Annotated in this window: 14 protein-coding genes and 1 pseudogene; 4 read left to right on the top strand and 11 right to left on the bottom strand. The window is 73.8% G+C overall.

Features of this window, described 5'->3' with window-relative positions; translation table 11 throughout:
• From Q6969_RS07525 to hrcA, 9 genes are all read right to left on the bottom strand, one after another.
• On the bottom strand, positions 1–1,310 hold a 1,310-nt coding region (locus Q6969_RS07525; protein ID WP_317229876.1), incomplete at its 3' end, for a histidine kinase.
• 131 nt (positions 1,311–1,441) lie between these two features.
• Entirely contained in the window at positions 1,442–2,518 is a 1,077-nt protein-coding gene (gene era / locus Q6969_RS07520) for a GTPase Era (RefSeq protein ID WP_317229875.1), read from the bottom strand.
• Positions 2,511–3,833, bottom strand: coding sequence for a hemolysin family protein (locus Q6969_RS07515; protein WP_317229874.1), 1,323 nt, complete (start codon positions 3,831–3,833; stop codon positions 2,511–2,513). Before Q6969_RS07515 ends, era begins: the two co-directional genes overlap by 8 nt.
• 11 nt (positions 3,834–3,844) lie before the next feature.
• Positions 3,845–4,306, bottom strand: a complete 462-nt coding sequence (ybeY, locus tag Q6969_RS07510) for an rRNA maturation RNase YbeY (RefSeq protein WP_094115780.1) — start codon at positions 4,304–4,306, stop codon at positions 3,845–3,847.
• A complete protein-coding gene (locus Q6969_RS07505; RefSeq protein WP_317229873.1) occupies positions 4,303–5,355 on the bottom strand; it encodes a PhoH family protein in 1,053 nt (350 codons plus the stop codon). Before Q6969_RS07505 ends, ybeY begins: the two co-directional genes overlap by 4 nt.
• Positions 5,342–5,701, bottom strand: coding sequence for a histidine triad nucleotide-binding protein (locus tag Q6969_RS07500; protein WP_317229872.1), 360 nt, complete (start codon positions 5,699–5,701; stop codon positions 5,342–5,344). The genes Q6969_RS07505 and Q6969_RS07500 overlap by 14 nt, the downstream gene beginning before the upstream one ends.
• Before the next feature lie 28 nt (positions 5,702–5,729).
• Positions 5,730–6,482, bottom strand: a complete 753-nt coding sequence (locus Q6969_RS07495; RefSeq protein WP_317229871.1) for a 16S rRNA (uracil(1498)-N(3))-methyltransferase — start codon at positions 6,480–6,482, stop codon at positions 5,730–5,732.
• Between the two features lie 2 nt (positions 6,483–6,484).
• Complete coding sequence (dnaJ, locus tag Q6969_RS07490; RefSeq protein ID WP_104291238.1) at positions 6,485–7,597, bottom strand: molecular chaperone DnaJ; 1,113 nt, start codon at positions 7,595–7,597, stop codon at positions 6,485–6,487.
• A gap of 60 nt (positions 7,598–7,657) precedes the next feature.
• Positions 7,658–8,680 carry a heat-inducible transcriptional repressor HrcA gene (hrcA, locus tag Q6969_RS07485; protein WP_317229870.1) on the bottom strand — a complete coding sequence of 341 codons (1,023 nt, stop codon included), beginning with the start codon at positions 8,678–8,680 and terminating at the stop codon, positions 7,658–7,660.
• Between the two features lie 186 nt (positions 8,681–8,866).
• Between hrcA and Q6969_RS07480 the strand changes: the two genes are divergently transcribed.
• Both Q6969_RS07480 and Q6969_RS07475 read left to right on the top strand, forming a co-directional pair.
• On the top strand, positions 8,867–9,262 hold the full coding sequence (locus Q6969_RS07480; RefSeq protein WP_094115774.1) for a DUF4870 domain-containing protein: 396 nt from the start codon (positions 8,867–8,869) through the stop codon (positions 9,260–9,262).
• Positions 9,263–9,272: 10 nt separating this feature from the next.
• Positions 9,273–9,686 carry a VOC family protein gene (locus Q6969_RS07475; RefSeq protein ID WP_317229869.1) on the top strand — a complete coding sequence of 138 codons (414 nt, stop codon included), beginning with the start codon at positions 9,273–9,275 and terminating at the stop codon, positions 9,684–9,686.
• Positions 9,687–9,735: 49 nt separating this feature from the next.
• Here Q6969_RS07475 and hemW read toward each other — a convergent pair whose 3' ends face one another.
• On the bottom strand, positions 9,736–10,959 hold the full coding sequence (gene hemW, locus Q6969_RS07470) for a radical SAM family heme chaperone HemW (protein ID WP_317229868.1): 1,224 nt from the start codon (positions 10,957–10,959) through the stop codon (positions 9,736–9,738).
• A gap of 80 nt (positions 10,960–11,039) precedes the next feature.
• Here hemW and Q6969_RS07465 point away from each other — a divergent pair, with 80 nt between their 5' ends.
• Positions 11,040–11,741 carry an HAD family hydrolase gene (locus Q6969_RS07465; RefSeq protein WP_317229867.1) on the top strand — a complete coding sequence of 234 codons (702 nt, stop codon included), beginning with the start codon at positions 11,040–11,042 and terminating at the stop codon, positions 11,739–11,741.
• Positions 11,742–11,761: 20 nt separating this feature from the next.
• On the opposite strand, the gene Q6969_RS07460 is transcribed toward Q6969_RS07465, so the two are convergent.
• A complete protein-coding gene (locus tag Q6969_RS07460; protein ID WP_317229866.1) occupies positions 11,762–12,415 on the bottom strand; it encodes a DUF1990 domain-containing protein in 654 nt (217 codons plus the stop codon).
• A 264-nt stretch (positions 12,416–12,679) separates the two neighbouring features.
• Here Q6969_RS07460 and Q6969_RS07455 point away from each other — a divergent pair.
• Positions 12,680–12,882, top strand: a pseudogene (locus Q6969_RS07455) (glycoside hydrolase); the annotation flags it as partial.

The following is a 12,882-nucleotide window of genomic DNA, read 5'->3' as shown; positions in this document are numbered from 1 at the left end:
CCGGGGACGGGCACGCGGGGCACGGGGCGGGTGGCGGGGGGGAACGGGATCCACGCGGAGACGGTCCACACGCCCTCGCGCACGCCCGCCGAGAAGCGGCCGCCGGAGAGCGTCGCGCGCTCGCGCATGCCGGCGAGGCCGTGCCCCACGGGCGGCGCGGGCGTGACCGGCGCGGGCGGCAGGACGGGCAGGGCGATGATGCCGGTGGTCGTGCGCGCGGGGCGCACGGGGTCCGGGAGCGTGCGGCTGCGGACCGCGACCGAGACGCCGTCGGGTGCCCACGCGAGCTCGACCTCCACGGGGTGGCCGACGTCGCCGTGGCGCAGCACGTTGGTCAGTGCCTCCTGCACGATCCGGTACACGGCCAGCTGCTGGCCCGTGCCGAACTCGCCCGGACGGCCGGTCTCGACGAACCCGATCGTGAGGCCGGTGGAGCGCATCTGGTCGATGAGGTCGCTGAGCTCCTTGAGCTCGGGCTGCGGGGTGTCGTCCTCGCTGTGGCGCAGCTGCGCCAGGAGGATCCGCACGTCGCCGAGCGCCTGGCGGGCGGTGGTGGAGATGGTGCGGAGCGCCTGGTCGGCGGCCTCCGGATCCACCTGCCGCGCGTACCGGGCGCCGTCCGCCTGCGCGATCACGACGGCGAGCGAGTGGGCGACGACGTCGTGCATGTCGCGGGCGATGCGGTTGCGCTCCTGCTCCACCACGACGTCGTGGAGCGCGCGGGCCTGGTCGCGCTCGGCGGCGGCCTGCGCGTCCCGGCTCGCGTGCGAGGCCCGGGATGCGACGACGAGACGGCCGGCCGTCCAGGAGGCGAGGAGGACGCTCCACGCGCACAGCAGCAGGAACAGCCAGAGGGTGGCGAACGCCGTCCACTCTCCCGTCCCGAGGGCGGCGCTGCCGACGGGCACGCGACCCGCGGCGTACGAGAGGTAGGACGCCGCGACGACGCCGCCGACGATGGCGGAGGCGAGGCCCAGCGCGCGGACGACCCGGCCGCCGTACGCCGCCGTGCAGTAGACGACGCCCGCGATGGCGAGGTCGCCGGGCTCCACGCCGGCGCCCGCGCCCATCTGGATGACGGCGCCCGCCCAGGCGACCGCGAGCGACGCCCCGGGCGAGACGCGGCGGAGCGCCAGCGCCGCCCCCATGACGAGCACGAGGACGAGCGAGACCTCGGAGGTCGCGAACGCGAAGACGCCGAGGGCGCTGGCGGCGATGACGCCCACGGAGCCGGGTGCGAGCAGGGCCACGAACGCCGCCGCGAGCGCGACGTCCAGGACGAGCTGGTACCTGGGGATCCGTCGGAGCATGCGACCACCGTACGTGCCGGGCGGGCGCGCCAGGCCTCCGCGGGCCGAGGATCCCCGCGGAGGCGGTCCCATCTCATCCGCGGGATGTACGCCCGCCGCGTCGCTCGGGCCGACCGTGCCCGCCCGGCGGCTCAGAAGCCGAGTCGGCCGAGCAGCTTCGGGTCGCGCTGCCAGTCCTTCGCGATCTTGACCCGCAGCGAGAGGAACACGCGCTTCCCGACGAGCGGCTCGATCTGCGCACGCGCCACCTGGCCGACGTGCTTCAGCCGCGAGCCCTGGGCGCCGATGACGATGCCCTTCTGGCTGTCGCGCTCGACGAAGAGGTTCGCGTAGATCTCGAGGAGCTCCTTGTCCTCGCGCTCGATCATGTCGTCGATCGTGACGGCCAGCGAGTGCGGCAGCTCGTCCTGCACGCCCTCGAGCGCGGCCTCGCGGATGAGCTCGGAGATGCGGGCCTCGAGCCCCTCCTCGGTGACCGCGTCGGACGGGTAGAGCTGCTCGGAGACGGGGAGCGCCTTCAGGAGCTCGCCCACGAGCGCGTCCAGCTGGATCGCCTCGACGGCCGACACGGGGACGATCGCGTCCCACTCGCGCAGCTCCTGCACGGCGAGCAGCTGCTCCGCGACGGCGTGGCGCGACGCGGAGTCGGTCTTGGTGACGATGGCGACCTTGCGCGCCCGGGGGTACTCGTCGAGCTGCTCGTTGATGAAGCGGTCGCCCGGGCCGATCCGCTCGTCGGCGGGGATGCACAGCCCGATGACGTCGACGTCGCCCAGCGTCGTCTGCACGAGCGCGTTCAGCCGCTCGCCGAGCAGCGTGCGCGGGCGGTGGATGCCGGGCGTGTCCACGAGGATGAGCTGCCCGTCGGGCCGGTGCACGATCCCGCGGATGGCCTTCCGCGTGGTCTGCGGCTTGGAGCTCGTGATGGCCACCTTCTCGCCAACGAGCGCGTTGGTGAGCGTCGACTTGCCGACGTTCGGGCGGCCGACGAACGAGACGAACCCGGCGCGGTAGGCGGGAGCGCCGCCGCGGGGCTTCCGCTTCGTGCGGGCGGGCTCGGCGTCGCGGTCGATCCCCCACGCCTCGTCGGACAGGGGCGCCGGCTCGGCCGGCGCGGTGTCGTCGGCGGGCGCGGAGCCGGCGGTGCGGTCCGCCGTCTCGTCGGCGGGCGCGGAGCCGGCCGGGTCGTCGTCGCGGGGATCAGTCATGGTCGTGTCCTCTGCTGGCGGCGGCGCCCGCGGGGGCCGCCTCGTGGTCGTCGGGTGCGTCGGCCGCGCGGTCGCGCTCGACGAGGATCGTGCTGATGCGCGTGCGGCGTCCCTCGACCCGGTCGGCCGTGAGGACCAGCCCGCCGACGTGCACCACGGACCCGCGCTCCGGCAGGCGCCCGAGCGTCTTCGCGAGGAGCCCCCCGGCGCTGTCCACGTCGTCGTCGTCGAGCTCCAGCCCGAACAGGTCGCCCAGCTCGTCGATGGGGAGCCGGGCGCTCACACGGTACACGCCGTCCCCCAGGTCCTCGTATTCGGGCACGTCGCGGTCGTACTCGTCGCTGATGTCGCCCACCAGCTCCTCGATGAGGTCCTCGAGCGTCACGAGCCCGGCGATGCCGCCGTACTCGTCCACCACCATCGCGAGGTGGTTGGACTCCAGCTGCATCTGGCGGAGCAGCGCGTCCGCCTTCTGCGACTCGGGGACGAACACCGCGGGCCGCGCCAGCTGGTCGACGGTGGTGCGCTCCGCCTCCTGGGGCCGCTCGTGGACCATCCGCGCGAGGTCGCGGAGGTACAGCACGCCCTCGATCTCGTCCGAGTCGCGGCCCGTCACAGGCGCCCGCGAGATGCCGCGGGACAGGAAGAGGCCGAGCGCGCTGCCCACGTGGACGGTCTGCTCGACGACGACCATGTCGGTGCGCGGGATCATGACCTCGCGCACCACCGTGTCGTTGAACTCGAAGATCGAGTGGATGAGCTCGCGGTCGTCCTCCTCGAGCACCTCGAGCTCCGTGGCCTCGTCGACCATGCTGAGCAGCTGCTCCTCGCTCGTGAAGGTCGCGACCGTCTTCGGGCGGCCCGGCGTGACCCGGTTGCCGAGCGCCACGAGGGCGTCCGCGACCGGGCCGATGGAGACCCGGATCCCGCGCACGAGGAGCGCGGTCGCGGCGAGCAGCGGACGCGCGTGCACCCGGCCGACCGAGCGCGGGCTCGCGCCCACGAGCACGAAGGAGACGGCCGTCATGATGGCGGCGGCCACGAGCAGCGTGATCCACCACTCGGAGATCGTGTACGCGAGCGCCAGCGTGACGAGGACCGCGGCGCTCGTCTCGGCGACGATGCGGACGAAGCTGAGCGAGTTGACGTAGGCGCCCGTGTCCGTCGAGATGGCCAGCATCGACCGCCGGGCCCGGGAGGTGAGCGCGAGCTCCTGGATGTCGGCGCGGGACAGCGAGGAGATGGCGGACTCGGCGGCGGCGAACAGCCCGCCGAGGACGACGAGCAGGAAGGCGGGGAGGAGGAGGGCGAGCATCGGCGGTCGGGTCAGCGACCGCGCTCGCTCATGGCGAACCCGATCAGGATGTCGCGCTGGAGCCCGAACATCTCGCGCTCCTCGTCGGGCTCGGCGTGGTCGAAGCCGAGCAGGTGGAGGATGCCGTGCGCGGTGAGCAGCAGGATCTCCTCGAGCGTCGAGTGACCGGCGGTCACGGCCTGCTCGGCGGCGACCTGCGGGCACACGACGATGTCGCCGAGGAGCCCGGCGGGCGTCGGTCGGTCCTCGGTGCCCGGACGCAGCTCGTCCATGGGGAAGCTCAGCACGTCGGTGGGGCCCGGCTCGTCCATCCACTGGACGTGCAGCTGCTCCATCGCGCCCTCGTCCACCATCACGATGGCGAGCTCCGCGTCGGGGTGCACGTGCAGGGTGTCGAGCGCGTACGTGGCGAGGCGCTGGATGGTCGGCTCGTCCACCTCGATCGCCGACTCGTTGTTGATCTCGATGCTCATCGGGTGCTCCCAGGGGCGGTGCGGCGCTCGGCGCGCAGGTGATCGGCGGCCTGGCGCTCCGCGTCGTAGCGCGTGTACGCGTCCACGATGCGGCCGACCAGGGTGTGCCGCACGACGTCGTCGCTCGTGAGGCGGGAGAAGTGGATGTCGTCCATCCCGTCGAGCACGCGCGTCACGAGCTGCAGGCCGCTGGAGCCCGTCGGCAGGTCGACCTGCGTGATGTCGCCCGTGACCACCATCTTCGAGCCGAAGCCGAGGCGGGTGAGGAACATCTTCATCTGCTCGGGCGTGGTGTTCTGCGCCTCGTCGAGCACGACGAACGCGTTGTTGAGGGTGCGCCCGCGCATGTACGCGAGCGGCGCGACCTCGATGGTGTTGGACGCCATGAGCTTCGGCACGAGCTCGGGGTCCATCATCTCGTTGAGCGCGTCGAACAGGGGCCGGAGGTACGGGTCGATCTTGTCGGTGAGGGAACCCGGCAGGTAGCCGAGGCGCTCGCCGGCCTCCACGGCGGGACGCGTGAGGATGATCCGCTCGACCTCCTTGCGCTGCAGCGCCTGGACGGCCTTGGCCATCGCGAGGTAGGTCTTGCCGGTGCCGGCGGGGCCGATGCCGAACACGATCGTGTTCTCGTCGATCGCCTGCACGTACTGCTTCTGTCCCTGCGTCTTGGGCCGGACGGTGCGGCCGCGCGACTGCACGATGGCCTCGCTCAGCACGTCGGACAGGGTCCGCGCGTCGTCCTCGCCGAGCCGTCGGGCGCTCGTCTCGATCTCCTGGGGTTCCACGTGCTGTCCGTCCTCCACCATCGCCACGACCTCGTCGATGAGCCGGCGGGCGGACGCCACGCCCGCCCGGGTGCCGACGAGCGTGATCTCGTTCCCGCGGACCCGGACGTCGACGTCCGGGTGCTCGCGCTCGATCTGCCGGAGCAGCCGGTCCTGCGGCCCGAGGAGGCGCACCATGAGCACGCCGTCCATCGTCGCCGTCTGCTCGACGCGGTCCTCCGCGTCCGCGGACGCGCCGCCCCGCGGGTCAGAGCCCGACATGGTCCTCCGAGCCGCCGAAGCCGCCCATCACGTGCGCGTGCACGTGGAAGACGGTCTGCCCCGCGTCGGCGCCCGTGTTGAACACGAGCCGGAACTGCCCGCCGACGCGCTCGGCCGCGACGCGCGACGCGACCTCGACGACCTCCGCGAGGAGCCCCGGGTCGCCCGCGGCGAGCTCCACGACGTCGCGGTAGGCGCCCGACTTGGGCACGACGAGGACGTGCACGGGGGCCTTCGGCGCGATGTCCTCGAAGGCGATCACGCGGTCGGTCTCCGCGACGATCTCGGCCGGGATCTCGCGCGCGGCGATGCGCTCGAAGACGGTGGGCTCGGGGGCTGTGGTCATGCGCCCAGCCTACGCGCGACCTGCGGCGTCACCAGCGACCGAGGGCGGCGTTGACGAGCGCGAGCGCCGCCGGACCGGCCGTGGAGGTGCGCAGGATGCCGGAGCCGAGTGCGACGGGCATCGCCCCGGCGGCCCGGAGCGCCTCGACCTCGGCCGGGCTGATGCCGCCCTCGGGCCCCACCACGAGGAGCACGTCGGTCGGGGCGCCGCCGTCGGCCGTCGTCAGGTCGAGCCCGGACAGCCGGGCTCCCGCCGTCGGGTCGAGCACGAGCACGCGGGCGGTCGCGGCCCTCCGCACGAGGTCCCCCGTCGTCGCGAGCGGCTCCACCTCGGGCACGCGCGGTCGGATGGACTGCTTGACCGCCTCGCGGACGATGGCGCGCCATCGGTCCCGGCCCTTGGCGACCTTCGCGCCCTCCCACCGGGAGACGGAGCGCTGCGCCTGCCACGGGATGACCGCATCCACGCCGAGCTCGGTCGCCGCCTGGACGGCGAGCTCGTCACGGTCGCCCTTGGCGAGCGCCTGCACGAGCACGACGCGCGGGGTCGGCTCCGGGTGCACCTCGACCGAGTCCACCCGGAGCTCGAGGCGCTGCGGCTCCACCGCCGCGACGGTGCCGGCGGCGATGGTGCCGCGGCCGTCCCCGACGAGGATGCCCTCGCCGGCGCGGACGCGGCTCACGGTCACGGCGTGCCGGGCCTCCTGGCCGGCGAGCACGATGAGGCGGCCGACCGCGAGGTCCGACGCGCCGATGTCGTCGGCCAGGTAGAAGTGCGCCACGGTCAGACGTTGAGGAAGCGGTCGCGGAGCTTCTGGAAGAGGCCCTGCTGGAAGTGCGCGAGGTGCGGCGCGGGCGCCTTGTTGCGCTTCGCGAACTGCTGGATGAGGTCGCGCTCCTTGTGGTCGAGCTTCTGGGGCGTGACCACCTGGATGCCGATCTTCAGGTCGCCGCGCCCGGAGCCGCGGAGCTTCGTGACCCCGCGGCCGCGGACCGTGATGATCTCCGCGCTCTGGATGCCGGGTCGCAGCTCGAGGTCCACGGCGCCGTCGAGCGCCTCGATGTGCGCGTCGCTGCCGAGGATGGCGTCGACCATGCTCACCTCGACCGTGGCGAGGAGGTCGTCGCCGTTGCGGCTGAACACCTCGTGGTGCTTGACCTTGATCTCGAGGTAGAGGTCGCCGTTCGGGCCGCCCGCCGGGCCGACCTCGCCGGAGCCCGGCATCTGCAGGCGGAGGCCGGTGTCGACGCCGGCCGGGATGTCCACCGGCACGGTGCGGCGCGCGCGGACGCGGCCCTGTCCCTGGCAGGTGGGGCACGGGTGCGGGATGACGGTGCCGTAGCCCCGGCAGGTGCCGCAGGGGCTCGACGTCATGACGTTGCCGAGGAGGGACCGCACCTGGCGCTGGATGCTGCCCGACCCGCGGCAGATGTCGCACGTGACGGCGCTCGTGCCGGGCTGCGCGCACGAGCCCTGGCAGGTGTCGCAGACCACGGCCGTGTCGACCTCGAGGTCGCGGTGCACGCCGAAGATGACCTCGTCGAGCTCGACCTCCACGCGCAGCAGCGCGTCCTGGCCCCGCTCCTGCCGGGAGCGCGGACCCCGTCCGCCGCCGCCCTGCTGGCCGCCGAAGAAGGTCTCGAAGATGTCCCCGAAGCCGCCGAAGCCCTGGCCGCCGCCGCCGAAGCCGGCCTGCGGGCCGAGGTCGTACTGCTGGCGCTGCTGCGGATCCGACAGCACGTCGTAGGCGTGCGTGACGAGCTTGAAGCGCTCGGCCGCGTCGGGGGCGTCGTTGACGTCCGGGTGGAGCTGGCGCGCCTGCTTGCGGTACGCCTTCTTGATCTCCTCTGGCGTCGCCTCGCGGCTCACGCCGAGTACTTCGTAGTGGTCAGCCACGTGGGGCCCTTCGGTGGTGATGGTCGTGGGGAACAGGGGCGGTGCGCCGGCGTGCGGACGTCACCGCTCCTCGAGCAGGCGCGAGAGGTAGCGCGCGACCGCGCGCACCGACGCCATGTTGGTGGAGTAGTCCATGCGGGTCGGCCCCAGCACGCCGAGGCGTGCGAGCACGCCGCCGGAGGAGCTGTAGCCGCTGGTCAGCACGCTCGTCTCGCCGAGGCCGAACGGCGCGTTCTCGCGGCCGATGCTCACGGAGACGCCGTGCTGGTCGGCCTCCATCTCGCCGAGCAGGCGCAACAGCACCACCTGCTCCTCGATGGCCTCGAGGACGGGCGAGATGCTGCCGGGGAAGTCCCGCTCGGTGCGGGCCAGGTTCGCGGACCCGGCGAGCAGCAGCCGCTCCTGCCGGTTGGCGAGCACCTGCTCCACGAGGGTGCCGGCGAGGACCGACGCGGCCGCGCGCTGGTCGGGCTCCACCTCGTCGGAGAGCGTCTCCAGCCGCGTCGCCGCCTCCGCGAGCCCGAGGCCGCCCACGGCCTGGTTGATGCGCGTGCGCATCACCGCGAGGAAGGCGTCGTCCGGGTCGCCCGCGAGCTCGACGACGCGCTGCTCGACGCGGCCGGTGTCCGTGATGAGCACCGTGAGCACGCGGGTCGCGGAGAGCGCCACGAGCTCGACGTGCTTGACGTGGCTGGTGGCGAGCGACGGGTACTGCACGAGCGCGACCTGGTTGGTGAGCTGCGCGAGGAGGCGCACGGTGCGCGCGAGCACGTCGTCGAGGTCGACGGACTGGCCGAGGAAGACGTGGATCGCCTGCCGCTGCGCCGGCGTGAGCGGACGCACGTCCGCGAGCTGGTCGACGAAGAGGCGGTAGCCCTTGTCGGTGGGGACACGGCCCGACGACGTGTGCGGCGCCGCGATCAGCTCCTCCTCCTCGAGGAGTGCCATGTCGTTGCGGATGGTGGCGGCCGAGACGCCGAAGGCATGGCGCTCCACGATGGACTTGGAGCCCACGGGCTCGCGCGAGGACACGTAGTCCTGCACGATCACCCGGAGGACGTCGAGCCCGCGTTCCGAGACCATGGCGGCTCCCTCCTGGCACTCGTCGGTTCTGACTGCCAATCGTACCGCCTGGATCCGCGTGCCCGGCATTGCCGGTCGCGCGTCGACGGCGGTACCGTGAGGAGGCCAGGTCCTGCCCGGCCCATCCACGATCCACCGCGATCCGCCGGCCGTCCGGCGGACGCGCGCACCGAGAGGCACCCGGCGATGACCGCACCCGACCCGCACCCCTACGGCGCTCCCGCCCCGCTCACCCCGAGCGAGGACCGGCTGTGGGCGTCCCTCACGCACTTCCTCGCGATCCTCGTCGTGCCGTCCTTCATCGTGTGGCTCGTGTTCCGCGAGCGCGGCCGCTTCACCGACCAGGAGGGCAAGGAGGCGACGAACTGGACCATCAACGTGGTCGGCGCGCTCGTCATCCTGAACGTGCTGCAGGCGATCTTCGTCGTCATCCCGATCCTCGGCATCCTCATCAGCGTGCTGCTGGGCCTCGTGATCTTCGCGGTGGTCGTCGTCAACATCGTCTTCGCGATCATCGGCGGCGTCCGCGTCCAGAGCGGCCGTCCGTACCGCTACCCGCTCAACATCCGGTGGATCAAGTAGGCGGTCGCCGATGAGCGCCCGGATCCGGCACGTCGCCATCGACTGCCGCGACCCGCACGCGCTCTCCCTCTTCTGGGCCGGCGTGACCGGCTTCGCGGAGGACCCGGACGACCCGAACCTCCCCGGCGAGGACGCGGCGTGGCTCGGCGACCCCGTGTCGGGGCTCGGCATCATCCTGCAACGGGTGGACGCGCCGAAGACCGGGAAGAACCGCGTGCACCTCGACCTGGCTCCCGACGACCGGACGCGCGACGAGGAGGTCGAGCGCGTGATCGCGCTCGGCGCCGCGCTCGTCGCCGACCGCCGGAACGCCGACGGCAGCGGCTGGGTGGTGCTCGCCGACCCCGAGGGCAACGAGTTCTGCGTGGAGCGGAGCGACCTGGAGCGCGAGTCCGGCGACGAGGTCGGCGCGGTCGTCCTCTGAGCCGAGCCGACGGACGGCGGACCGGCCGTGGGACCGGCGCGCCGCCCGCTCAGTCCTCGAGGAGCCGCCGCACGACGGCGTCGGCCAGCAGGCGCCCCGGCAGGGTCAGGACCAGAGTGCCCGCGAGCGCGGCGCGGGGGTCCACGAGCCCGTCGGCGATGAGTCCCGCGACCTGACGACGGCCCTCGGCGGTGAGCGTGGGGATCGCGAGCCCGTCCCGGATGCGGGCGCCGAGGAGGACGCGCTCCACCTCCCGCGTCGCGTCGTCGAGCGTCTCGCGGCCCGCGCCCGGCGAGGCCCCCGCGAGCACGCGGTCGGCGTACGCGGCCGGGTGCTTCACGTTCCACCAGCGCACGCCGCCCACATGGCTGTGCGCTCCCGGGCCGACGCCCCACCAGTCGTGGCCCTGCCAGTAGGCGAGGTTGTGGCGGCTGCGGCGGCCGCCGCGCGCCCAGTTGCTCACCTCGTACCACTCGTACCCGGCCTCGCCGAGCATCCGGTCGGCGAGCTCGTACATGTCCGCCTGCAGGTCCTCGTCGGATTCGGGCACCTCGCCGCGTCGGATCTGCCGGGCGAGCTTCGTGCCCGGCTCGACGATCAGCGCGTATGCCGAGAGGTGGTCGGGCTCCTGGGCGATCGCCTGCTCGAGCGAGGCGCGCCAGTCGTCGAGGGTCTCCCCCGGCGTCCCGTAGATGAGGTCGAGGCTCACCTCGAGGCCGGCGGCCCGGGCGCCCCGGACCACCGGCGCGATGCGGGCAGGGTCGTGGGTGCGCTCGAGCGTCGCCAGCACGCGCGGCACGGCCGACTGCATGCCGAAGGACACGCGCGTGAACCCGCCCGCCGCGAGGGCGGCGAGGTAGGCGTCGTCGACGCTGTCGGGGTTCGCCTCGGTGGTGACCTCGGCGCCGTCGGCGAGGCCCCAGGTCTCCCGCACCGCGTCGAGCATGCGGACGAGGTCGTCGACGGGCAGGAGCGTCGGCGTGCCGCCGCCGAGGAACACGGTGGAGGCGCGACGCGCGGGGACGCCGGACTCCCGGAGCGCGGATCCGGCGAAGCGCACCTCCTGCACGGCCTGCGACGCGTAGTCGGACTGCTTCACGCCGCGGAGCTCGGGTGCGGTGTACGTGTTGAAGTCGCAGTAGCCGCAGCGCACGCGGCAGAAGGGGACGTGCAGGTACACGCCGAAGGCGCGCGCGTCCGCGCCGTCGGCCGCGGAGGCGGGCAGGAGCCCGTCGGCGGGGGCGGGATCGGCGAGGGGCAGGGCGGACGGCATCCGTCCATCATCCCCCGGCCCGGGCCCGCCCCGGTCCGCGGCCGTCCGGTCGGGCGCCGCTGCTCCGGCAGGATGGGGGCATGACCGACGCCCCCGCTCCCCGGCCGCTGCACGTCCTCTGGGACGTCGACGGCACCCTGCTCCTCAACAGCCCGCGCTCCGGGAGCATGTACCACCGCGCCATCGAGCGGGCGGCCGGCGAGGCCCTCGAGGACCGCACCGTGCACGCGCACGGCAAGACGGACGGGCAGATCATCTGGGAGACCCTCGCGGTCTACGGGCTGCCCGAGACCCTGCACCCTGCGGTGCGCGGGCACCTCGAGGAGATGTCGCGCGTCGAGCACTACGGCCCGGGCCGACGCGAGGTGCCGGTCGGCGTGCCGCGCCTCGTCGCCGTCGTCGCCGCGCGCGGCTGGACCAACGCGCTCCTGACCGGCAACTCGCCGCTGCGGGCGCGGTACAAGCTCGACGGGGCGGGCCTGGACGTCGACCTCTTCGACTGGGACGCGTCGTTCTTCGGCCACGAGGCGCGGATCCGCAGCGACCTCACCCGCCGCGCCGCCGAGGCGCTCACGGGCGCGCGGGTCGTGATCATCGGCGACACCCCGGCCGACGGCGTGGCCGCCGAGGCCGCGGGCTTCCCCTTCGTGGCCGTGGCCACCGGCGCCTACGGCGTGGACGCGCTGCGCCTGCCCGACGCCCACGCCGCGCTGGTGGTCCCGGACCTCGCCATCGGCCACGACGAGGTCATGGCGTACCTCGACGGGCTCGCGGCGAGCTGACGCGCGCGCGCCGCCGCGGATCAGGCGGAGGCGACCGCCGGGTGCAGCGCGCGCAGGTAGCGGCGCATGAAGACGCCCTGCAGGACGCGCAGGACGGGACTCACGAGCCGCAGCGGCCAGGTGGCCGGCCGGGAGAAGACGCGGAGGGTGAGCCAGACGCTGCCGTCGGGCTCGCGGGAGACGAGGAACGCCTCCTCCCCGCTGAAGGGATGGCCGTGCACGGTGCCGTACGCGAAGCCGACGCGGTCGGTCTCCTGCACGGTGTAGACGACGCGGACGGGCGCCTCGGGGTGGAACGGCCCGAAGGGCATGCGCAGGACCGCGGACGTGCCCGACGTGATCCAGGCGGTGCCGTCGTCGCCGTACAGCGTCTCCCGCGGGCGGTCGACGGGCACCTGGGGGGCGCCCTCGGCGTCGAATTCGAGCCCGGCGTAGCCCGGGTCGTCCGGGACCTCCTGCTCGATGCGCGTGACCTCGATGCCGGCCCCGCGCTGCACGCCCCATGTCATGAGGAGAGCGACGGCCTGCTCGAAGCGCTCGTCGCCGCTGCCGAGCCGCGCGCTCGCCTCCGCGGGACGGTAGCCCTCGGGCGGGTAGGTCATGAGGTCGACGGCCTGGGTGCCGCCGACGGAGCCGTACGTGACGGCGGTCGCGGTGTAGGTGCTGCGGCGCATGCCCGTCAGCCTACGGCGTGGGCCTGCGAGCGGACCGCGGGCGCCTAGCACGCGCGGTGCCGCCGTGTCATCCCCCGTCCGGATCCGCTTCGTCATCCCCGCGGGACGCCGCGCGGATGAGATCTCCTCGCGTGATGAATCCGTGATCAGAAAGCGATTCCCGGGGTCGCCCGCGCCGATACGGTGAAGCCAATCCGACGCACGGACCGACCAGGCAGGTCGCCCGCGCTCCGTCGGTACACCGCCTCCGACTCCGAGGAAGCCATGCGCACGCGCGTCCGTCCCATCCGCCCCCTGCTCACCGCCGTCACCGCAACGGCCCTGTCCGCCGCCCTGCTCGCGACCGGCCTGCCGGCGCACGCCGCGACCGACGTGACGGGGGCACCGGCCCCCGTCGCCGTCTCGGGGACGCCCGCTCCCGCGCCGACGGCGGCGTCGGCGGAGTCGGCTCCGGCGGACGCCGCCCC

This window comes from Clavibacter sp. MX14-G9D, from assembly GCF_032917815.1.
In the GTDB taxonomy this organism is placed as follows: Bacteria; Actinomycetota; Actinomycetes; order Actinomycetales; family Microbacteriaceae; genus Clavibacter; species Clavibacter michiganensis_K.
This window is presented reverse-complemented; position numbering and strand designations above follow the sequence as displayed.

Excerpts from the sequence above, each read along its gene's own strand:
- era (WP_317229875.1), bottom strand. The coding sequence starts at position 2,518 with ATGACTGATCCCCGCGACGACGACCCGGCCGGCTCCGCGCCCGCCGAC.
- Q6969_RS07515 (WP_317229874.1), bottom strand. The coding sequence starts at position 3,833 with ATGCTCGCCCTCCTCCTCCCCGCCTTCCTGCTCGTCGTCCTCGGCGGG.
- ybeY (WP_094115780.1), bottom strand. The coding sequence starts at position 4,306 with ATGAGCATCGAGATCAACAACGAGTCGGCGATCGAGGTGGACGAGCCG.
- Q6969_RS07505 (WP_317229873.1), bottom strand. The coding sequence starts at position 5,355 with ATGTCGGGCTCTGACCCGCGGGGCGGCGCGTCCGCGGACGCGGAGGAC.
- Q6969_RS07500 (WP_317229872.1), bottom strand. The coding sequence starts at position 5,701 with ATGACCACAGCCCCCGAGCCCACCGTCTTCGAGCGCATCGCCGCGCGC.
- hrcA (WP_317229870.1), bottom strand. The coding sequence starts at position 8,680 with ATGGTCTCGGAACGCGGGCTCGACGTCCTCCGGGTGATCGTGCAGGAC.
- Q6969_RS07480 (WP_094115774.1), top strand. The coding sequence starts at position 8,867 with ATGACCGCACCCGACCCGCACCCCTACGGCGCTCCCGCCCCGCTCACC.
- Q6969_RS07475 (WP_317229869.1), top strand. The coding sequence starts at position 9,273 with ATGAGCGCCCGGATCCGGCACGTCGCCATCGACTGCCGCGACCCGCAC.
- hemW (WP_317229868.1), bottom strand. The coding sequence starts at position 10,959 with ATGCCGTCCGCCCTGCCCCTCGCCGATCCCGCCCCCGCCGACGGGCTC.
- Q6969_RS07465 (WP_317229867.1), top strand. The coding sequence starts at position 11,040 with ATGACCGACGCCCCCGCTCCCCGGCCGCTGCACGTCCTCTGGGACGTC.
- Q6969_RS07460 (WP_317229866.1), bottom strand. The coding sequence starts at position 12,415 with ATGCGCCGCAGCACCTACACCGCGACCGCCGTCACGTACGGCTCCGTC.